The organism is Streptomyces rhizosphaerihabitans (assembly GCF_025399795.1).
GTDB classification, from domain to species: Bacteria; Actinomycetota; Actinomycetes; order Streptomycetales; family Streptomycetaceae; genus Streptomyces; species Streptomyces rhizosphaerihabitans.
The window spans coordinates 37,709-58,634 of record NZ_JAODTZ010000023.1; the positions used below are offsets into that span (position 1 = coordinate 37,709).

Genomic DNA, 20,926 nt, shown 5'->3' on the forward strand with positions numbered 1-20,926 from the left:
GCCGACAGGGCCCCGGCGGTGTCTGATGGCTCTGTGGTGGCTACACACGAGCTGCGCCGACCGGCCGTCGTCGCTCTTCAGACGCTGGTGATCGCCGCCTGCTACTACGGAGCAGGGCGGCTGGGACTCCTGCGGCGGCTCTCCGTCGAGGGAGCGGTGTTCACACCCATCTGGCCACCCACCGGAGTCGCCGTCGCCGCCCTGCTGCTCCTGGGGATCAGATCGTGGCTCGGTATCGCGATCGGGGCCCTCCTGGTCGTCCTGTCCCTCTCCTCGTTCTCCTCGTTCCAGCCCTCCGCGATAGGCATCGTCGCGGGCAACACCATCGCCCCGATCTGCGCCTACCTCCTGCTGCGCGGAGTGCGCTTCCGCACCGATCTCAGCCGTTTGCGTGATGGCCTCGCCCTGGTGTTCCTGGCGGCCCTGGGCAGCATGATGATCAGTGCGACGGTGGATGTCGGCCTGCTTGTGCTCACCGGCAAACTCGCCCTGGAGGGCTTCTGGGCGGTCTGGCTGGCGTGGTGGGTGGGTGACGCGATGGGCGTCCTGATCGTCACCCCGGTGCTCCTGATGCTGTACGCCGTCCGCCCGCCGCTGCGCCTGACACGGTGGAAGGAGGCCGCCCTGCTGCTGGCCGCGGTCTGCTTCATGGTGCCGCTCGCCACGCGCAGTTCCATCAGTCTGCTGTTCCTCGTCTATCCGCTGCTGATCTGGGCGGCGCTGCGTTTCGAGCTCCCGGGCAGTCTGGTGTGCGCCCTCTTCGCCTCCGTCATGGCCACCGTCGCGGCCACGGAAGAGGTCGGCCCGTTCTACCAGTTGAGCCATACCGCGATCATGGTCAAGCTGCAGGCCTTCAACGGAACCATGGCCCTGACAGCGCTCCTCCTGTCCGCCGTGATCACCGAACAGCGCAACACCCGACGTTCCGTGGAACTGGCCTGCCAGGAGCTGGTGCAGGTGCTGGAACACCTGACCGCCGGGAATCCCACGCCCAGACCGCCTCCCCCGGACGAGGACGGCCGGCACTGACGGCGGGGGAGGGGCGAGGCGAGGATCTCAGTCGTCCCGGGCCGCCCGCTTCTTTGCCGCTGCTGCCGCTGCTGCTGCCGCTGCTGCTGCCGCCGCTGCTGCCGCCGTCTCCTGCAGGTGCCCGGCCGCTCTCCCGTAGGGCTGCGGCCCGGCGTTGCCTTCGGCCATCGCCGCTTTGAGCCGTCGCGACGGCTGCCGTGCCGCCGCGGAGCCCGGTGGGGAAAGATGAGACCACCAAGCGAAGAACCACCGATGTGGAGGTGCGGGCACATGCAGCACGAGCGAGCGGGCCGTACGGCCGGCCCCGAGGACCTCGTCGACGTAGCCCGGTTGGTCACCGCGTACTACGCGCTCCACCCCGACCCGGCCGAACCCGGCCAGCGCGTCTCCTTCGGTACGTCCGGACACCGCGGTTCGTCACTGGCGACCGCCTTCAACGAGGACCACATCGCCGCGACGAGCCAGGCCATCTGCGAGTACCGCGACGGCCAGGGCATCGACGGCCCGCTCTTCCTGGGGGCCGACAGCCACGCGCTCTCGGAGCCCGCGAAGGTCACAGCCCTGGAGGTGTTCGCGGCCAACGACGTGACGGTGCTCCTCGACAGCGCGGACGGCTACACGCCCACTCCGGCGGTCTCGCACGCCATCCTCACCCACAACCGCGGACGGTCCTCGGGCCTCGCGGACGGCGTGGTGGTCACCCCCTCCCACAATCCGCCGGCCGACGGCGGCTTCAAGTACAACCCCCCGAACGGTGGCCCGGCGGGCTCCGAGGCGACCTCCTGGATCCAGGACCGGGCCAACGAACTCATCAGGGACGGCCTCAAGGACGTACGGCGCGTCCCCTACGCCAGGGCGCTCGCCGCCCCCGGCACCCGCCGCTACGACTTCCTCGGCACCTATGTGGCAGATCTGCCACAGGTGCTGGATCTGGACGCGATCCGCGCTGCCGGCGTCCGCATCGGCGCCGACCCCCTCGGCGGGGCCTCGGTCGCCTACTGGGGGCGCATCGCCGAGCAGCACGCGCTCGACCTGACCGTGGTCAACCCGCTCACCGACCCCACCTGGCGGTTCATGACGCTGGACTGGGACGGCAAGATCCGGATGGACTGCTCGTCGCCCTACGCGATGGCCTCACTCATCGAGCGGCGCGACCGTTTCCAGATCTCCACGGGCAACGACGCCGACGCCGACCGCCACGGGATCGTCACGCCGGACGGCGGACTCATGAACCCCAACCACTACCTCGCCGCCGCCATCGCCTACCTCTACTCCCACCGGGAGCGGTGGCCCGCGGACACCGGGATCGGCAAGACCCTGGTGTCGTCGGGAATGATCGACCGGGTCGCCGCCGACCTCGGCCGTCAGCTGGTCGAGGTGCCCGTCGGATTCAAGTGGTTCGTGGACGGACTGGTCGACGGCTCGATCGGATTCGGCGGGGAGGAGTCGGCGGGCGCGTCCTTCCTGCGCCGCGACGGCTCGGTCTGGACCACCGACAAGGACGGCATCATCCTGGCCCTCCTCGCCTCCGAGATCACGGGAGTCACCGGAAAGACGCCCTCCGAGCACTACGCCGGGCTCACCGAGCGCTTCGGCGAGCCCGCCTACGAGCGTATCGACGCCCCGGCGTCCCGCGACGAGAAGGCCCTCCTCGCCAAGCTCTCGCCCGCCCAGATCACCACGGACACCCTCGCCGGGGAAGCGGTCACCGCGGTCCTCACCGAGGCCCCGGGCAACGGAGCGCCGATCGGCGGGATCAAGGTGACCACCGAGAACGCCTGGTTCGCGGCCCGGCCGTCGGGTACCGAGGACGTCTACAAGATCTACGCGGAGTCGTTCCGCGGAACCGACCACCTCCGCCAGGTGCAGGACGAGGCGAAGGCGGTGGTCTCGGCGGCACTGTCCGGCTGAGACCACGCCACCGGCGCCGTGGTCCCCGTGACCCGGCGCCGGCACCCCTCGGGGGCGGGCGCGCGGTGTTCGGTGCCGAGGTGCGCGTTGTTCGGTGCGCGGCGCGGCGTTCGGCGTGTGCGGCCCGGTGTTCGCTGCATGCGGCACGTCTCATGGATCTCGCCGCCGTGCGGCTGGGCGGCATGATGGCCGCATGCGCATCCGTATCGACGCCGTCGACCTGCCCGGCCTCACGTGCCCGGCCCCCGAGGGCCGCACCGTCTCGGCGTACGACAACATCCACGTGGCTGTGCAACGCCGCGACCGCCCGGCCGAACTGCTCGATCCCCAGCCGGGCGACGGCGCGTCCGCGACCTGGACCCTCGAATGCACCGCGGCACCCTCGCCGGCGGGTGTCGAGGTGAAGGGTCCCTATGTGCAGGACCGGCTGGGCCACCGGTTCATCTATCTGTCGTGGGGCACCGTCGACGAGGCGGGCGTCTTCAGCATGTTCCGCCGCGCCAAGCTCATGCTCGACGCCGTCCCCTCCGACGTACTCGCCGCGGCGGCGCGCGAGGGTCTCCTCGTCGGGCGTCTGGGTCTGACCGACGAGTGCGGCAACCCGCGGTGCGCCCGCGTCGTGCCGCCGGAGATCGAGTGGACCGCCGAACCCGCCGCGTAGCCACCGCCCCACCGCTGAGGCGATGACGCGCTCGCCCGATGACGTGCTCGTCCCGACACATCGATGCCGTCACAGTTAGAACCTATAACGAAAGCTCTTGACGTTCACGCCTGCTAGTTATAACTTCTAACGAAAGCGATAGTTGATAACTCGCGCAGAGCGCAGTGGAGGTAGTCATGAACGCCGAAGGGCTCGTCGAGGTCGTCCTGCCGGGCAAGGTGGAGCCGGAAGGGCTGGAGATCCGGCACGGCGCCGTCCCTGTCGCCGGCCCCGGCCAGGTCGTGATCCGGATGGAGGCGACCGGCGTCTCCTTCGCCGAGCAGCAGATGCGCCGCGGGCGGTACTACGACCAGCCGCCGTTCCCCTTCGTCCCCGGCTACGACCTGGTCGGCACGATCCTCACCACGGGTCAGGGCGTCGACCCGGGGCTGGCGGGCACCCGGGTGGCCGCTCTCGTCAAGGTCGGCGGCTGGGCCACCCATGTGCGCGTGGAGGCGGCGGACACGGTGCCGGTGCCCGAGGGGGTCGGGGCGGCGGAGGCGGAGACCGTGGTCGTCAACGGCATCACCGCCTGGCAGATGCTGCACCGCAAGGCGCGGGTCCGGGCCGGACAGACCATCCTGGTGCACGGCGCCAACGGCGGCGTCGGATCGGTCCTGGTCCAGCTCGCGCACGCGGCGGGCGCAAAGGTGATCGGTACGGCCTCCGCACGCCATCACGACGCCCTGCGGGCACAGGGCGTCACCCCCGTCGACTATCGCACCGAGGACGTCCCGGCACGCGTGCGGGAACTCGCCCCCGGCGGCGTCGACGCCGTCTTCGACCACGTCGGAGGCCGTAGCGCCGTCGACTCCTGGCACCTGCTCGCCCCCGGCGGCACGCTCGTCGCCTACGGCAGCGCCTCCACCCAGGACGACACGGGCTCCAAGCAGGGGCCCGTACTCAAGCTCCTCGGCCGGGTGTGGATGTGGAACACCCTGCCGAACGGCCGTCACGCGTACTTCTTCAACGTCTGGGCGGGCCGGGCCCTGTCCAAGAACCGTTTCCGGGCCCGGCTGCGCGCCGACCTCACGCAGGTCTTCACCGCCCTCCAGCGCGGTGAGGTCACCGCCCGCATCGCCGCCCAGCTGCCGCTGACCCATGTCGCCGAGGCCCTGCGGCTGGCCGAGTCCGGCACGGTCGCCGGAAAGGTCGTCCTGAATCCGTAGGTCCATGGCGCAACCCCCTGACCGCAGCTCTTGCCTCTTCTCCGAAACGCGAGGACCTGCCATGACCGACATCCACGTCACCGCCCCGCGCCGCCGGGCGCTCCTGCTCGTCCTCGCGGCGCCGGCCGCCCTCGGGCTCACCGCCACGACGGCCGCCGCGGACACCTCGACGACCGGCTCGTCCGCTCGGGCGGCCTCCGGCGCAGGCCGTCACGGGACCGCCCGGAAGCCGAAGGCGATGCTCGACGCGTGGCTGCGCCTCTGGAACGGTGACTACACCCAGGCCCCGGGCATCATCTCGGCCGACTTCCGTGTCCACGCCGCCCTCCTCGACGGCGGTGACGGCAGTGCCATCCGGGGCGTCGACGGCCTCGTGGCCTGGATCGGACAAACCCGTGCCGCGTTCCCGGACCTGCGCTTCGCGATACAGGTCGCTCCCTTGGTGGACGGTCGGCACGCGTCCGTGCGGTGGACGGCCACCGGCACCTACGCCGGCGGCTTCCCCGGAGCCAAGGCCGCGCCCGGCACCGAGGTCGCCTTCACCGGCACCGACACCCTCCGCATCCGCGACGGCAGGTTCGTCGAGTACTGGGTCAATTCCGACACCCTGCAGCTCCTCACCCAGCTCAAAGTCATCTGAACCACGCCTCCGTTCCGCTGTGCTCGTGAACGGGCCGCCACGGCTTGCCCGCGCGGGCCCGGCGGCCGCGTGTCAGTGTGGTTTCAGGGCCGCGTGGCCGCGAGATCATCAGGACTTCGGGCGCCAGGCCCTCAGACCGCCGAGCCGTCGGACCGACGAGGCAGAAAAGGAGACAGCGCGTGGAGGAGAGGGAATTCATCCAAGCGGTGTCGGAGCGCACGGGCCTGTCGCGACAGGAGTCGGCCGATCTGACACGGGCCACGCTGGAGACGCTTGCCCACCGGCTGAGCGGGAGCAAGGACCGGGCCTTGGCGCTGGAGCTGCCGGAAGGCCTGGCCGAAGCCGTTCAGCGAGGTGCCACCTCGGCCATCGAGGTCTTCGGCTACGACGAGACCGTACGGCGTGTCGCCGAACGCAACATGCTCAAGAAGGACGAGGCCGACAGCGGCGTCCGCGCCGTGCTCGTGACGCTGCGCGAGGCGATCAGCGAGAAGGAGTTCGGCAACATGATGTCCCAGCTCGGAGCCGAGTTCTCCAACCCGGTCGAGGAATTCGTCGGCTGACTCGCCGGCACCTTCTCGCGGGGACGTGATCCAGCGCGTTCGGTACCCGCGTCCGGCCGAGGTCCCCGTTCGAGGCGGACAGCCCCGCGGCACTGCACAGCGCGTTTCATCCCGCCGTCTCCTGGCAGCAAGGGTTCGCGTCGCGGGCAGGGCGGCCGGCGGCCCCCAACCCGGCAGTCCCGGCACAGTGTGTGCCGGGCTGTCGGCATGTCGGCCCTGGTCCGCGGACGTGCCCGGCCGTCCACGGGCACCCTGGACGAGCCGCCGCATGTCTCGGCCTGCTCGTGTCCTGGCCTCTCGTGCCGGGCCGCTTTCGTGCCGGGCCTCCCACGGTGGGCTGCCGTTCGCGGCGCGCACGCCCGTAACTCCCTTGCGCCGTGCGGTCACTGAGCGCGGGGCCGCCCTCGCTGTTTGTGGCCGGACACCGTTGCACCCCGTCGGCCTCGCGCCGCACCCCGGATATCCTTCAGCTTTCCTCCTCGTCTCCGACCTCGGGTGCCCCCACCTGGAAGGGATCGCACCTGTGGAGTTCCGGCTGCTCGGCACGGTGTCCGTCGACACCCACGTGGGACCGTTGCCCCTCGCCCGGCCAAACGCCGCAGCCTGCTCGCCGCGCTGCTGCTGTCGGTCAACACACCCGTACCCGTCTCTCGTCTGACGGACTGCCTGTGGGAGGACGCGCCGCCGCTGCACGCCCGTAGCGTCATCCAGGGACATGTGTCGCAACTCCGCGCCCTGCTGGCCGGTGCGGACGCCGCCGCCTACGGGGTCGAACTGGCCACACTCGGCGACGCGTACGCCCTGCGGTCACCCGAAACCCTGCTGGATTCCCAGCGGTTCGAGGAGCTGCTCGCGCTGGCCAGGGAGCAGCAGGACGCGCACGACGCCGTGCTGATGCTCAAGGATGCCCTGTCCCTGTGGCAGGGGCCGGCCCTCGCGGGCGCGTTCCCGGGCCCGCCGCTCCAGGCGGCCGCGCACTCGCTGGAGGAATCACGGCTGGCGGCCGTCGAGCAACTGGCCAGCGCCTACACCGTGTTGGGGGAGCATGACCGCGCCGCGGCCGCCCTGCGCAGGGAAGCGGTCGTCCACCCCATGCGGGAGCCGTTGGCGGCTTCCCTGATGACCGCGCTGTACCGGGCCGGACGCCAGTCGGAGGCGCTGGCCTGGTTCCACCGCACCAGACGGCTGCTCGTCGACGAACTCGGTGTCGACCCGGGGCGCGAACTCGCCCAGGCGTACGCGCTGATCCTGCGGGGCGACCCCCTCCAGCAGGGCGGACCGGACACTCCGACGGACCCGGTCACCGCACCCCCCAAGGAAATACGCGACGGAGTCGGCCGACAGGGCACCGAGCCCGAGCCCGAGCCCGAGCCCGTACCCGTACCCGTACCCGTACCCGTACAGCAAAGGTCTGCACAGCAAGGGTCCGTACAACAGGGACCCGTGCAACAGGGACCCGTACGACAACGGTCCGTGGAGCAGGGGTCCCTGGAGCAAGGAGCAGGGGACCAAGGGCAAAGACACCAGCCAGGGCCTTGCGGTCCGTATCCGGTCACCTCGCCCGCCGACCGCGCGGACCTCTCGGCGAACGGCCTTCCTCTGACGGGGCCCGAAGCCCGTATCGACGAGGCCTCCGCCGCAACGCCCACCCGATCCGGGCCTGTTGCCCTCCCGCCCCTGGTCGGACTGCCGTACCCCACGGATCTGCTGCCGCGGGCACCGCGGGGATTCCACGGACGGGAGGCCGAACTGGCCGCGCTCACCCGGGCCGCCGCGGCCGAGGCACCCGTCTGCCTGGTCACCGGGCTGCCGGGGGTGGGCAAGACCGCCCTCGCCGTGCACTGGGCCCACCGGAACGCCGGCATGTTCCCGGACGGACGGCTCTTCGCCGATCTGCGCGGCTTCAGCGACACCGGCGAGACCGCCCTCACCGAAGTCCTCCGTGAGTTCCTGCCCGCGCTCGGCGTGCCCCCGCGCCGCGTGCCCGAATCGGCGTCGGCCGCGGCCGCGCTCTTCCGTTCCCTGACCCACCGGCGCCGTATCCTCGTCATCCTCGACAACGCCCGCGACTCCGCCACGGTCCGCGCGCTTCTTCCGGGTGGCGCCGACTGCGTCACCCTGGTCACCAGTCGGCACCGGCTGGACGGCCTGGTCGCCTCCGAGGCGGCCAGTGCCGTCCCGCTGGACAGCCTCGAACCCCAGGACGGCACCGCCCTGTTGGCCGGCGTGCTCGGCACGGACAGGGTTCTGGCCGAACCGATGGCGGCGCGCAGACTCGCCGAACTGTGCGGCGGACTGCCCCTCGCCCTGCGCGTCACCGCGGCACGGCTGGCCGGACGCCCGCAGCGGACACTCGCCGACCTCGCGGACGAACTCGCCGACGAACAGAGCCGGCTGACCTACCTCGACGTGGACGACACCAGTGTCTCCGCGGCCCTACGACTGACCGTGCAGCAACTGCCGCCCGACGCCCTGCACCAGTTCACCCGGCTCGGCCACCATCCCGGCTCGCACTTCGACCCCTTCACCGCCGCGGCCCTGGCCGACACGAACCCGCTCGTCGCCGCCGCGGCGCTGGAACGCCTCGCCGCCGCCCACCTGGTGACCGAGACGGCACCCGGCCGATGGGAACTCCACGATCTGGTACGCCTCTACGCCCGTACCCTGGATCCCGGATCCGGACGCGAAGCCCTCATCGGCGTCCTCGACCACTACATCGCCACCGCGCTCGCCGCCGCGGACACCGCGCAGCCGGGAGGCGAGCCCTGCTTCACCCTGCCGGACGGCTTCCATCGCCCCGCCGCCGTACGGGACTTCACCGACCGGGCGGCCGCCATGCACTGGCTGGCCACCGAACGCGAAGACCTGGCCCTGGCCGTCGTCGCGGCCCGGGCCGCCGGGCTCGACGACCGTGCCTGGCGCATCATCCTGCTCCAGTGGCCCCAAGTGGTGTGGCGGGTACGGGACAGCTGGGTACCGCTGCTGAACATCGCGCTGGAATGCGCGCGCGCAGAGCGCGACCCGTACGCCCAGTCACGCGTGCTCACGCTGCTCGGCTGGGTGCTGGGCGAGGAAGGCCGGCCGACCGAAGCCCTCGCTCTGCTGGAACTCTCGCCACCCCTCGCCCGGCAGGCGGGCGACCGGCTCGGCGAGGCGACCGCGCTGATCAACCTCGCGGTCGTCGAAGCCGCGCAGGGCGACCTCGGGGCCGGACTGGAGAACTGCACCCGGGCCATCGCGCTGGCCCGGGAGGAAGCCGACGCGCACACCGAGATGCTCGCACTCCAGCATCTGGCCCGCATCCAACTCACCGCGGACCAGCCCCGAGAGGCGCTCCGCTCGGCTCGTACGGCACTCGATCTCGGCCCCGAGCACGAGGAGGCGGCGCGCCGCGCGCTGCTGCTGACCGTCTGCGGCGAGGCCCAACTGGCGCTCGGCGCGGACAGTGACGGAATCCTGCTGCTGGACCGGGCCGCCGGGGAGGCCGAACGCGCCGGTTACGACGAGGGCGCCGTAAAGGCACTGGCGGCGCTGCTGCGGGTGAACCCGAGGGCGGACTACCGCGCACGGTACGAGGAAGCGGTGCGCCGGATCGCCGACGACGGGTGATGCTCACCACCCGTTCCCCGCCGCACGACCACGTACCGGCGTTCGTCGGCCGAGCGCGGGCTTCGTCGACGACGATCCCCGCTTCCCGGCCGGGGTGTGAGCGAGGACCGCACGAGGACGTGAGGCGTCCGGCGCCCGTTCCGGCGTCCGTCAGCCTCTACGACTGCTCCTCGACGACCATCTCGCCCAGGAGGGACCAGTCGTCCTGGGGGATCTTCATGTTCACGATGCGCGGTGTCGCGAGCAGGTGGCGGGGCAGGGTCTGCTGGGCGGCCCTGAAGTGCGCGGACTGGACGTGGGACGCTCCGGCCTCGTCGTCCCGGAAGGCCTCGACCAGGACGTACTCCGTCGGGTCGTCGAGGCTCCGGGACCAGTCGAACCAGAGACAGCCGGGCTCGGCGCGGGTGGCGGCGGTGAAGTCGGCGGTGATCTCCGGCCACTTCTCGGCGTCTTCGGGGCGGACACGGAACTTGACGGTAATGAAGATCATGAAGGCTCCTCAGATGGGTATTGAGCCATTCTGTGCCGTCCGCGGCAGTTGAACACCACGGCCCCGTAGGCCGACCGGGGGACCTCCGCGAGCAGGTGCGTCGCGTCCGCCGGCAACCCCTCCCTCCCGCGATCCGGGCCCGGACCCGGAGGCGCGCACGCGGGGACGCTCCCTGCATGGCGATACTCACCGGCCTCGGCCTCGGCCTCGGCGGCCTCGTCCTTCGCCCGGGTCATGCGTGTCGGCATCACCAGAACCTGTCGATCCTGAAGAACGGCCGGGCGCGAGCAGTGCGGTTCACCACGCTGACGCGGTTCTGCGAGGTATTGGAGTGCCGGCCGGGGGATCTCCTCGGTTGTCGCCCGCGCTGAGGACGGAGCCCGCGAGGACCCCGTGCGGCGGTGACCCTTCTAATCGCGGTCGACCGCCGTGCAGACACAGACTCTGTTTCCCTCCGGGTCGGCGAGCACCGTGTACGACGGGGAGTGGGAATCGTCGACCACTGTGCCCCCGGCGGCGACGGCGGCCCGAATGCGCGGCCCCGCCGCCTCGGGGGCCAGCCAGAGATCCATGTGCCGGCGCTGGCGCGGGGTCTTGTGGGCATCGGTCCGCTGGAACCACACGCTGGGGGCACGGTTCGCCGGGTCGAAGACCGTGTCGTACACCGTGTTGCCGGCGTTTCCCGTGAGCAGCGCTGCCCAAAAGGGGCCTGCCGCCGTGTCGTCAGCGGTGTCGAGGGCGATCTCCAGCTGTGCCACCTCTTCAGGTGCAGCCGTCAGCCCGTGCTCGTGGGCCAGCCTCGTGATGACGCGGGCCGGCTCAGAGTCTTTCGGGGTGACCCAGCGGGCGCCGGTCTCGTCGACGCTGAACAGGCTCACGTCGATGAGACCGGGCCCCAGCCTGATGTCCGGTACGTCATGTCCGGCGACGACCGATGCCTGCGCGATGGCGCTCACGAACGCGGCCCCCGAGCCCGTATCGGCTGTCCGGTAGCGGGCGGCGAGGAGTTGAGCGAGCTTGCGCCAGTCGTTCGACTCCTGCGCGATCGCTTCGAGAATCTCGCGGTTGCCGGCCTTGTCCATGGGCCCATGCTTCCAGGCCGTCTCCCGCGCCACGAAACAAACAAGGCGCACAAGGGAACCGTTACGTTCCGGGCCGTTCACCTTTCCCGCCGGATGCCCCGGGTTCGGGCCGTGCGTCGGTGAGTTCGGGCTCCAGGCCTTCGCCGACGGGGGCACGGGCCCGCCCCGCGTCGGCACGCCACGCCTCGAAGGCCCAGGTGGTGAGTGCGACGACGGCCAGACCGAGCAGCCAGCCGCCCACCACGTCACTGAACCAGTGCACGCCCAGGGCGACGCGGGTGAAGCCGACCCCGAGGACGGAGAGCACGGCCGCGTACCAGCACAGAGCTCGCCACGGTCGCGGCACCACGGGCAGCAGGACCAGCAAGAGGATGGCGAACGAAGTGGTGGCGGTCATCGCGTGGCCCGACGGGAACGAGAAGCCGGGAGCCCGTGCCACCGGATCCTCCAGCGACGGACGTGCCCGCTCGACGATTGTCTTCACCAGGAGCCCGATGACGCCGCCGGACACGGCTGTCACCGCGGACCAGGCAGCCAGCCGCCATGCCCGGCGGTACACCAGCCAGAAGGTCAGCAGCGCGACAGCCGTACGCAGGGTGAGCGGATCCCAGACCCGATCGGAGAGGAAGCGCAGCGTACTTGTCCAGGCGGGATGTTCCAGGGCGACGCCGTGCAGCCGCCGGGCGGCGCCCGCGTCCAGCCGGCGCAGGGGCTGCCATCGCCCCTCGACGAGGACGAGGAGCAGACCGAAGGGCACCGCGGCGATCGCCGCGATGACGGCCGAGCCGAGGAGCCGGGCGCCGAATCTGCGGTCGGCCGTGCGGCGGCGACGTTCTCGCAGGCTCCGCACCGTGACGCGCGCCGTCATTCAGACTCCCGGATCGGGGTGGACCGGACCGGGGCGCCGCGCACGTGAGGCCTCCAGCTGCGCGGCGAAGGACAGCCCGAGGAAGAGGGCGATCGAGGTCAGGTAGGCCCAGAGCAACAGCGACATGAAGGCACTCAGGGGGCCGTAGATGGTGTCGAAGGAGCCACTGACCCCGAGGTAGAGGCTCAACAGCCAGGTCAGCGCCGTCCAGAGCACCAGATACACGGCGGCGCCGAAGGCCAGCCAGGTGTATCCGGGCTGCCGACGGCGGGGCGAGCGACGGAAGATCGCGCTGGCCGAGATGAGGGCGAGAAGCAGACCGAAGGGCCAACGCAGCATGTCCCAGGCGGTCTTGGCGCCTCCGTCGAGGTGGTAGACGGTCACGACCGCGGACGCCAGGTCGCCGCCTGCCACCATCAGGACGAATCCGAGGCCGAGCGGGATGCCCGCGCTCAGGGACATGACCAGGCCGCGCAGATACTTCCGGTGGAAGACGCGGTCGCGCTCGTTCCCGTAGATCCGGTTGGCACCGCGCTCTATCTGGCACATCGCGGTGGTCACGTTGACCAGTGAGAAGGCCAGGCCGAACCACAGGGCGACCTGTGCCCCGTCGCCCGCCGTGTGCCGGCTGCGGCGCAGCGCGTCGTCGACGACGTCGGCGCTCGGGCCCGCGGCGATGCGGCGGATCGTCAGTTCGGCGACCCTGCCGATGTCCTCGGTGTGCAGGGCCGAGGAGAGACCCACGAACGCGATGGCGAGGGGGATCAGGGCGAGGACCGTCTGCAGGGCGAGCGCACGGGAATGGCTGAACCCGTCGGCGTAGCGGAAACGGATGAACGCGTCGCGCAGCAGCGGCCAGCCGCCGTAGCGGCGCAGGGACGCCAGTGCCTCGTCGGCGGAGAGCTCGTCCCCGGTCATGGCACGGGTCTCGGGGACCTTGGTCGCGGTACCCATTCACTTCTCCCGGGAGGGCAGCAGGACGGTCAGAGCGCCGGGCCTGACCTCGGCGGTGAGGCGCCGCCCGGGACCCACCGGGTCCCCGTCGAGTTCCCGGGACTGAGCGGTGTCGAAAGTGAGTTCTGCGCGCCGGAAGGTGAAGAACTCGACGGGGACACCGCCTTGGGCGGCGCCATCGGCGGCGATGGTGTGCACGGCCGACGGCCGGTGCGACTCGGCGCGGCCGCGCAGTAGTGTCCGTACGGCGCGCAGCCAGCCGACGGGTCCGCGGGGGTCGAGGACCAGAAGGTCGAGCAGGCCGTCGTCGGGACGGGCCTCGGGCAGCAGTGTCACCCCGCCCTGCACGGTTCCGACGTTGGCGACGAGCACCATACGGGCCGTGCGGCGGAAGGCGGGGGAGCCGTCCAGCCGGATCGTCACGCGCATCCGGGGTGTCCTCAGCGTTCCGATCCCGGCCAGAGCGTAGGCCGCCCAGCCCAGGTGGGCCTTGGCGCGAGGATCGGTGTGCTCCATCATCGCGGCGTCGAGGCCAGCCCCGGCCATCGCGGCGAACCGGGTGGCGGTCAGGCCGTCGCCCTCGATGCTTCCCAGGTCGAGACGGTGCGGACCGCCGCCCAGCGCGGCGTCGAGCGCGGCGGTGGGGGAGAGCGGCAGACCGAGATTGCGTGCCAGCAGGTTGCCGGTGCCGCAGGGGACGATGACCAGCGGAACACCGCTCTCGGCCAGGGCATCGGCGACGGTGCGGACCGTTCCGTCCCCACCGCAGACCACGACGAGTGTCGCGCCCTCGCGGACCGCGCGGGCCGTCTGTCCGGCCCCCGGGTCGTCCGCGGTGGTCTCCAGGAACACGGGGTCGCGGTGGCCGTGCCGTTCGAGGATCCGGCGCAGATCGTGGCGCGTGGCCTCGTGGGTCACCGTGGGATTGAGGATGACGGCGGTCGTGCCGGACCGGTGCTCACCGGCGGTCCGTGCGGCGGGTACGCCGGCCCCGGACGGCGCAGCGGCCACGGACCGGTCGACGAGCAGGGCGCGGCCCACGATCAGCAGCGACAGCCCGCCGTTGGCGAGGCCGCCCAGGACGTCCGTGGGGTGATGCATGCCCCGGTAGAGCCGGGCGGCGCCCACGATCAGCGGCAGGAGCAGCAGCAGTCCGGCCACGATCCTGCGCCACGGCCCGCGGATCCGGGACAGCGCGACCACCGCCAGACCGGCGTAGAGCGCGGTCGCCGCCCCGGTGTGTCCGGAGGTGTAACTGGAGGTGGGCGGCGAGGCGTCGAGGCGGTCCACGTCAGGCCGGTGCCGGTCCACCGATTCGGTGATGGCCAGGAAGACCAGGGACTGGAGGGAGACGGCGAGGGCGAGGAAGACCGCTTGGCGCCACATCGGCAGCCGGGGTATCAGAAGCAGGCCCAGGCAGGTCAGAAGCGTGACGGCGATGACCGTAAGGGTGTTGCCGGCTTCCGAGGCGATGGACGACAGCGTGGTGAGCGTGCCGGTGCGGGCCCGTTCGAGGTCCTCGTTCACGGCGTCCTCGGCCGTCAGCGGCCACAGCCCGCGGGCGGGACCGGTGATCAGGAGTCCGAGGCCCACCATCACCGCTGCCTGGCACGCGGTCAGCGCGCCGATGCGTGCGGCCGTCAGGCCGGTGCCCCGGGGAAGTGCGAACGAGCGGGCCGAGCCCACGACTTCGGTTCGGCTGCGGGACCTTCCGGCAGCTCTGTCCGGTACGGCGGTAGGCATCGGGACTCCCGGGGCAGCGCGGTTCGGCCGGATTCCGCCCGGGCCGCGCTTCCTCCCGGGTCCACCGCCGTGTGCCCCGAAACGCCTCGGGCAGGCCTGAGGAGGCCTGGAATCGGGGGAAAGCCCCGTTTCGGATGTATGCCGCGCAGTCGGGTTCGGATGGATGCCGCGCAGTCGGGCGGATGCCGCGCGGTCGGGCGCGGATCGACGGACCCGCTCAGGCGGAGCAACCGGACCCGCCCCAGGCGGAGCACCCGCGCGCCGCCGCGCGCCGGTGCGCCCTCACCTGGGGCGGTCGTTCCGTGCAGGCGGAGCCCGGCACCCGTCCGAAGACCGGTCGACAGGCTCCGAGGGGCGGCTCAGCCGTGATAGGAGATGTAGCCGTTGCCGTCACGGTCGTTGGCCGACTTGGTGTACGAGTGGACATCGGCGCGGGCGCCGGACGGCTTGTACAGGTAGATGCTGTCCTTGTCGTTGTTCCAGATGAAGTTGCAGTTCTGGCGGTAGACGACGTTGTTCGTGTCCGAGTCGGTGCCGTGGCCGCCGCGGAGCTTGATGTAGTCCCCGGGCTGGAGGTAGTGGTTCGCGGAGAAGGTGAACTTGTGGCCTACGGCGTCCTTGACGACGTAGCCCTTCAGGTTCACGGTCGTGCCCGACGAGTAGTTCTTGATCGTCAGGTACTCGTCTCTCGTGTTGCCGCTGGAGCAGCTGTTGGAGTCCCGGCCGGGCGCGTCGTACTGGACGCCCTTGATCTTCAGCGAGGACGAGTACTCCGTGGCCTGTGCCGGGGCCGTGGCGATGGCGGCGAGCGTGCCGGCAGCGGCGGCGGTGACGGCCAGGGCGTTGCGAATACGCATGAGGAATCCCCCCTCAGTGGTGCGGATGAAGCTCCAGGAGCATACCGATGATGTGATCAGTGGATGGCGAAAATGTGTGGGACGCGTAAACACCCTCGCGCCGAGGCCGTCCCGCGCCGCCCGGCGGGCGGACCTGTGGATCGGCCGAGGGGCCCGTCATCGAGGCCGCCGACCTGCTGTGACTTCGCCCACCTCCTCTTGTCCGACAAGAAAGGCATACCTAAGTTCTGTGCCATGGCCCCACAGAATCCACCGCTCCCCGAAGGTCCCGGCGATGCGGACACTCCGCGCTCCCCGGGTGCCGGTCGACCGGACGCCCCCGTGCTGGTCGAGTTCGACGTCGACCTCACCGCTCAGGAGGCCCTGCGTCAGGCCCAGGTCCTGGCCGCCCTCGGCCCCGACTGGGACCCGATGGAGGTAATGCGCGGAGAGGAAGCCGCGTACGCACTCCTGTACTCCGGTCTCGACGAGGAGCAGCAGCGCGTGTACGACGGCCTGGTCGCGTCCGGCGTGCTTCCCCGGCGTGGAGACGGCAGTGCTGCCGCTTGACCCGCAGGCGGACATCGGGCGCCGCGCCTGGGTGACGTGTCCGAACTGCGCCGACAGCCGCGGGTGCGCGTCGTGCGAGCAGCGGCGGTCGTGCTCCGACCACTGGCGCTACCTGCTCTCCACCACTGGAAGTCTGCTCCACCTGCAGTGCCCCTCGTGCACCCACGTCTGGGTGCACGAGACCGGATTCGGTGCCACCCGCTCCCTGTGGAACCGCATCGCGGGCGGCCGCCCCAAACGCTGACCGGCGCGCAGGTGCCACGAGCACACGTCTTCGCCCACCCCCCGGGCCCCGCACGTCATGGCGGGGATATCCTCAGGGACCCCAGGCGGGTCGAACTTGTCCGGCGCGCCGCTGTGGGAAGATCGCAACCCCGCACGACAGCAGTCCGGGCCCGTGCACGCCATCGCTCGTAGATTCGACGACGCTCGCGGCCCACCGGTGGATGACGGACCGGCCCGCGCGGGTAAAGAAACTATGCGCACCAGCGCGAACATCCCACTGCCGAAGGACTGCCGGTCTTGGACCTCCCACACTCCGAATCCCCTGCCGTGCGACGTCCGGGACGCACTTGGACCGTCCGCATCTCCGGCCACAGCGACCGCACCGCGTCGGTCACGTGCTCCTCTCCCTGCGCCATGCCGCCGCGATCCCGTGACCTCGCCGCGCTGCGCCGCTTCGCCGAGGCCCATGTCGGGGCGCATGCCCGCGCGGCCACCGTGCACGCGGACGCAGCCTGCGCCTGCCGGCAGACGCAGTGCGCCTCCCACGAGGACAGCCAGGTGCACTGCATGGGCAGTGTGCTGCTGGTGCTGCGCCATGATCCGGCCATTGCCCAGGTGTGGACCCTGATGGAAGTCTGCGCAGCGTGTGCCCCGTTGATGACGCACACCCGCGTCGTGGGCCGCGCCGTGCCCCGCACCCGCACGCCGTCCACGCCCACCCCGCCGCCGGCCACCGCCGGTGCCCCCGCGAGCGCGCCCGCGGTCCCCGGCGGATTCAGTGCCCCGAGCGGGCCCGGGTTCAACAGCGCCGACGCACCCCCGGCACCGTCACGTCGCCGCGCCGTCGGCCGTGGCCGCCCCCAGCCCCGACAGGGCCGGCGGGATCAGGGCAGATCGCGCGGCTGACCGGGTTCCCGGCGGCTGATCGCGGTCCCACCCGCGCCCGGCCGACCGCGGTCCCATCCCGCTGACCAGGGGCTCACCGGTCGGCCGACCACGGACCACCGCGGTCGGCCGTGGTCCCACCGCGGCCCCTCGGGGCCCCTCGGGGCCCGCCGGTTGTCGTCGACCGGTGGTCGACGCGTCCTGGGCGAAGGCGAAGCCCAGGTCCGCTTCCGCCCCTCGGCGAGAGTGTCCTGCGCGCCGGTCCGACCGGCGTGTCGGCCGACGACCGGACGACCCGGCCGTCGTACCCGGCTCTCCCCAGGGTTTCCGCCGGTCCTCACTCGTTCCGCGCGTGAGCGCCGTCGCGCACCCGTCCGTCCGCGGTGATCGGCGACGTGCCGAGATGCGCGTGTCGCTCCGGAGGCGAGCACAAGGACCGGATCGGGGCATTTCCATGAACAGCATTGATTCGGTTGAGAGTTCATCATCGACTGAAAGCTGTTGCAGGGCTTTGCGCAATTCTTGCAGGCGTTGCAGGGTGGCATCGCGCGGCGGCTCCAAGGCCGCTGCTTCGCCGACACGAGGGACGCCACCATGTTCTCCGCCAGCCGCTCCGTATCCCCGCTCCGGCTCAGGACGGTCCTGGGTCTGTCCGCCGCCGTTCTGGGCCTGTTGGGCGCGACCGGCGCACCCGCCGCCGCGCGAGACGCCGGCCCCGGTGTCCTCGCCGACGATGTCGTCCAAGCGGCAGCCGTCCCGGACTGCGTCCACTACTACAGCGACTGGCGCTACACGACCGTCGTCAACGACTGCGACACCACCGTGAACGTCACCGTCGAATACACCGACGGCCAGGGCGCCCCCTGCCGCACCCTGCTTCCCCGGGCCATCGCCACCTTCGCGGGCTACGGCCCCCAGCTCAACTACGTCACGGGCCTGAGCACCTGCACACCGGCGAACGTGTGAGGTCGTCGCACATCGCGCCGACCCGGGCGACGGATCTCCCCCCTCGCCCGGGGTCTCCTCCTTCGCCCGGGACTCCGTTCCGTGCGGGCGGGCCGGCGCCGTCACGCGGCGGGGCTGTCCAGGGGCCGGAGCTCGTCGGCGTACGAGACGGAGACGCGGCGCATCAGACCGTCCTCGGAGATGTCGTACTGACCCAGGCGCCACAGCGGCGGCGAGTAGGCGTGCAGGGAGACCGCGTCGTCCGTGGCGCCCGAGAGGCGGTGGATGTGGTCCGGGCCGAAGCAGAACGAGTCACCCGCGCCGACGCCGACGGACAGGTGACGGCCGCCGATGCGGGGGTTGGACTCGATCAGAGCGCCCTGGACCACCCGGACGGCACCTGAGGAGACGTCGTGGTCGTGCCAGCCGGTGTCGCTGCGCCGGGTCCAGCAGAGCAGCCAGACGTCGACGTACTCGTCACGGTGCAGGGAGGCGTAGTGCCGCTCTTCGTGGGAGAAGGCGATCCGGTCGCGCCAGAGCTCGGGCCGTGCGGCGAGGTCGTCGACGAGCCGTTGGAGTTCGTGCTTGTCGAGCGTGCGGTCCGGCAGGGACGAGTACGTCACGGTGATGTTCCCTTCCAGGAGTGGTCCGCCGGGCGGCTCAGGTGCGGCCGTGCAGCAGACGGGCGGGGTTGACGGTGCACAGGGCGTGGACGGCGGCGCCCGCCCCCAGGTCGGGGATGACGGGCGGCGCGTACGGCCGGTCGCTGCCACTGACGACGACATCGATGCCGACGGCCCGGACGAGAGCGTCCACGGCCCGCGTGCCGTAGGACGACGTGTCGTAGAAGACGTCGAAGTCGACCTCGCCACGGCCGCCGCCCCGGGCCGCGAGCCGTTCACCGTGCAAGGGGGCCAGGCCCGCGAGTGCGGCGAAACAGACACGCAGTCCCGGATGGCGGGCGCGGCCGAAGGCCCGGAACGCGAACCACGCACCGTGCAACTGCTGTTGGTAGGGGACCAGGGCCGCCCACCAGGGCGGCGCCTGGACGGCGGGCGGAGCCTTGCCGGGATGGACGAACAGGGGCTTGTCGAGGCGGGTGAGGAGGTCCAGGAACGGGGCGCGGTCGCGCCAGCCCGCCGCGTCCAGCAGTGCGGTGGCCGGGAGTTGAAGACCCACGCAGCCCCGGCGCAGATCGCGCTCCACCGCCTCGGGGTCCGGCTCGCTCAGACAGGGGGATGCCCAGACGCCGAAGGGCGCCGGGAGGGCGAGCACCCCCTCGTGGAAGGCGTTCAGCAGCGGCAGCGCTTCGGCCGCCGGCAGGTGCTCGATGCCCAGCGGGCTGGAGAGGGAGACCAGGGCGAGGTCGAGGGAGTCTGCGGCGGCCAGACGCGTGCGGGCGTCCACGTCGTGGTCGGCCGGGTCCACCTCGTAGGGCGGCTCGCCCTCCAGGCGCAGCGTCCAGTCGTCGAGGTGCGGCGGTGTGGTGCGCGCACGCAGCAGAGCGACGAAGTCGGGCGGCCAGATGTGCTGGTGGACGTCGATGGGCACCTGAAATCCTTGAGGAGTCCGTACGGTGACGACGCGGGAGTGCTATTGGTTAAGCGCTTCAGTGATGCGCTTAACTTAAGCGCTTAACAACAAGGCGTGTCAAGCACATGCCAGCGATCCGGACGGGGCCCGGTAGGCTTCCCGGCATGGTCAGGCCCCAGAAGCGCACCACCCTCAGGGAGGTGGCCGAGGCCACCGGCCTCTCCACCGCCGCTGTCTCCTACGCCCTGCGCGGCAAGCACGTCTCCAAGGAGACCGAGGAACGCGTACGCAAGGCCGCGGCCGAACTCGGCTACGAGGCCGACCCCATCGCCCGAGCCCTCGCCAGCGGCCGTACCAGCATGGTCGGCGTGCTCGCAGGTGATCTCCAGGACCTCTGGCAGCAGCAGCTCATGGCGGCCATCGGCCGGGAACTGCTGGCCGGCGACCGCTACGCGCTGATCCTGGACGCGGGCGGCGACCCCGACCGGGAGCTCGTCCTCGCCAAGCAGCTGCGCGATCAGCGTGTCGACGCGCTCGTGGTGTCCCCGGTGAATCCGGCGGCGAAGGCGTGGGAGGCGATCGCCGACGCGCTGCCGGTCGTCGCCGTCGGTGACTCACTGAGCCGGGCGCGTACGGCCGGGCAGGTCATCTTCGACAACCGGGCAGGGATCGACGCCGTACTCGAGTACCTCCACGGTCTCGGCCACCGCAGGGTGACCGTGCTGACCCCGACCCGGCCGAGCACGCCCGACCGGCCCGCCGACGTGTATGTGCGCGAGGCGGCCGACCGGATAGGGCTGCGAGCCGAACTCGTGCCCTGCCCACAGGAGCTGGGCGCCGCGACCGTCGTCGCGCGGCGCGTCCTCGACGGGGACCGACGCGCCACCGCCGTCTTCTGCTTCTCCGACTCCCTCGCCTACGGGGTGTACGCGGCGGCGGCGGAGGCGTCACTCGTCGTGGGGCGCGACGTCTCGGTCGTCGGGTTCGACGACCACCCCGTCTCCCGGGTCCTCACACCACCGCTGACCACGGTCGGCTGGGGGCTCACGCAGATCGCCGCGGAAGCCGCCCGGTTGACCGCTTCCGCGATCGAGGGAAAGCGGGCGCGCAGAAAACGGATCCTGTGCGCTCCGGTGATGTGCGCGCGGGGATCCGCCGTGGCCGTCTGAAGGCC

The 20,926-nt window shown here is 71.5% G+C and carries 19 protein-coding genes and 2 pseudogenes; 13 read left to right on the forward strand and 8 right to left on the reverse strand.

Annotated features, from left to right (window positions below; translation table 11 throughout):
- Positions 1-33 precede the first annotated feature (33 nt).
- The 7 genes and pseudogenes from N4G66_RS22955 (at position 34) to N4G66_RS22985 (ending at position 9,621) form a co-directional block, all read left to right on the forward strand.
- Positions 34-1,029 carry an MASE1 domain-containing protein gene (locus N4G66_RS22955; protein ID WP_261706045.1) on the forward strand — a complete coding sequence of 332 codons (996 nt, stop codon included), beginning with the start codon at positions 34-36 and terminating at the stop codon, positions 1,027-1,029.
- Positions 1,030-1,299: 270 nt separating this feature from the next.
- Positions 1,300-2,940, forward strand: a complete 1,641-nt coding sequence (gene pgm / locus N4G66_RS22960) for a phosphoglucomutase (alpha-D-glucose-1,6-bisphosphate-dependent) (protein WP_261706046.1) — start codon at positions 1,300-1,302, stop codon at positions 2,938-2,940.
- A gap of 193 nt (positions 2,941-3,133) precedes the next feature.
- Positions 3,134-3,601 carry a DUF5990 family protein gene (locus N4G66_RS22965; RefSeq protein ID WP_261706047.1) on the forward strand — a complete coding sequence of 156 codons (468 nt, stop codon included), beginning with the start codon at positions 3,134-3,136 and terminating at the stop codon, positions 3,599-3,601.
- A gap of 176 nt (positions 3,602-3,777) precedes the next feature.
- A complete protein-coding gene (locus N4G66_RS22970; RefSeq protein ID WP_261706048.1) occupies positions 3,778-4,809 on the forward strand; it encodes a medium chain dehydrogenase/reductase family protein in 1,032 nt (343 codons plus the stop codon).
- A 61-nt stretch (positions 4,810-4,870) separates the two neighbouring features.
- Positions 4,871-5,449, forward strand: coding sequence for an ester cyclase (locus tag N4G66_RS22975; protein WP_261706049.1), 579 nt, complete (start codon positions 4,871-4,873; stop codon positions 5,447-5,449).
- A 179-nt stretch (positions 5,450-5,628) separates the two neighbouring features.
- Positions 5,629-6,012, forward strand: coding sequence for a DUF2267 domain-containing protein (locus N4G66_RS22980; protein ID WP_261706050.1), 384 nt, complete (start codon positions 5,629-5,631; stop codon positions 6,010-6,012).
- Between the two features lie 523 nt (positions 6,013-6,535).
- Positions 6,536-9,621, forward strand: a pseudogene (locus N4G66_RS22985) (BTAD domain-containing putative transcriptional regulator).
- A gap of 157 nt (positions 9,622-9,778) precedes the next feature.
- On the opposite strand, the gene N4G66_RS22990 reads toward N4G66_RS22985, so the two are convergent.
- Positions 9,779-10,111 (reverse strand): putative quinol monooxygenase, encoded by a 333-nt coding sequence (locus tag N4G66_RS22990; protein WP_261706052.1) that lies wholly within the window; start codon positions 10,109-10,111, stop codon positions 9,779-9,781.
- Between the two features lie 254 nt (positions 10,112-10,365).
- Between N4G66_RS22990 and N4G66_RS22995 the strand changes: the two are divergent.
- Positions 10,366-10,482: pseudogene (locus N4G66_RS22995) on the forward strand (helix-turn-helix domain-containing protein); the annotation flags it as partial.
- A gap of 39 nt (positions 10,483-10,521) precedes the next feature.
- Here the strand turns inward: N4G66_RS22995 and N4G66_RS23000 are convergent.
- From N4G66_RS23000 to N4G66_RS23020, 5 genes are all read right to left on the reverse strand, one after another.
- Positions 10,522-11,193 carry a VOC family protein gene (locus tag N4G66_RS23000; RefSeq protein ID WP_261706053.1) on the reverse strand — a complete coding sequence of 224 codons (672 nt, stop codon included), beginning with the start codon at positions 11,191-11,193 and terminating at the stop codon, positions 10,522-10,524.
- Positions 11,194-11,254: 61 nt separating this feature from the next.
- Complete coding sequence (locus N4G66_RS23005; RefSeq protein WP_261706054.1) at positions 11,255-12,061, reverse strand: phosphatase PAP2 family protein; 807 nt, start codon at positions 12,059-12,061, stop codon at positions 11,255-11,257.
- Positions 12,062-13,015: a YihY/virulence factor BrkB family protein gene (locus N4G66_RS23010; protein ID WP_261706055.1), complete on the reverse strand. Its 954-nt coding sequence runs from the start codon at positions 13,013-13,015 to the stop codon at positions 12,062-12,064.
- A complete protein-coding gene (locus N4G66_RS23015; protein ID WP_261706056.1) occupies positions 13,016-14,758 on the reverse strand; it encodes a diacylglycerol kinase family protein in 1,743 nt (580 codons plus the stop codon).
- 359 nt (positions 14,759-15,117) lie between these two features.
- A complete protein-coding gene (locus N4G66_RS23020) occupies positions 15,118-15,615 on the reverse strand; it encodes a lamin tail domain-containing protein (RefSeq protein ID WP_261706057.1) in 498 nt (165 codons plus the stop codon).
- A gap of 234 nt (positions 15,616-15,849) precedes the next feature.
- On the opposite strand from N4G66_RS23020, the gene N4G66_RS23025 reads away from it, so the two are divergent.
- The 4 genes from N4G66_RS23025 (at position 15,850) to N4G66_RS23040 (ending at position 18,240) form a co-directional block, all read left to right on the forward strand.
- Complete coding sequence (locus tag N4G66_RS23025) at positions 15,850-16,164, forward strand: DUF6400 family protein (RefSeq protein WP_261706058.1); 315 nt, start codon at positions 15,850-15,852, stop codon at positions 16,162-16,164.
- Complete coding sequence (locus N4G66_RS23030; RefSeq protein WP_261706059.1) at positions 16,151-16,408, forward strand: hypothetical protein; 258 nt, start codon at positions 16,151-16,153, stop codon at positions 16,406-16,408. The genes N4G66_RS23025 and N4G66_RS23030 overlap by 14 nt, the downstream gene beginning before the upstream one ends.
- Before the next feature lie 395 nt (positions 16,409-16,803).
- Positions 16,804-17,295: a hypothetical protein gene (locus N4G66_RS23035; RefSeq protein ID WP_261706060.1), complete on the forward strand. Its 492-nt coding sequence runs from the start codon at positions 16,804-16,806 to the stop codon at positions 17,293-17,295.
- 573 nt (positions 17,296-17,868) lie between these two features.
- Positions 17,869-18,240 carry an alpha-amylase gene (locus tag N4G66_RS23040; RefSeq protein WP_261706061.1) on the forward strand — a complete coding sequence of 124 codons (372 nt, stop codon included), beginning with the start codon at positions 17,869-17,871 and terminating at the stop codon, positions 18,238-18,240.
- Positions 18,241-18,341: 101 nt separating this feature from the next.
- On the opposite strand, the gene N4G66_RS23045 is transcribed toward N4G66_RS23040, so the two are convergent.
- Entirely contained in the window at positions 18,342-18,842 is a 501-nt protein-coding gene (locus N4G66_RS23045; protein WP_261706062.1) for a cysteine dioxygenase, read from the reverse strand.
- 37 nt (positions 18,843-18,879) lie between these two features.
- Positions 18,880-19,770 (reverse strand): amidohydrolase, encoded by an 891-nt coding sequence (locus N4G66_RS23050; protein WP_261706063.1) that lies wholly within the window; start codon positions 19,768-19,770, stop codon positions 18,880-18,882.
- A 146-nt stretch (positions 19,771-19,916) separates the two neighbouring features.
- On the opposite strand from N4G66_RS23050, the gene N4G66_RS23055 reads away from it, so the two are divergent.
- A complete protein-coding gene (locus N4G66_RS23055) occupies positions 19,917-20,921 on the forward strand; it encodes a LacI family DNA-binding transcriptional regulator (RefSeq protein ID WP_261706064.1) in 1,005 nt (334 codons plus the stop codon).
- The last annotated feature ends 5 nt before the right edge of the window (positions 20,922-20,926 follow it).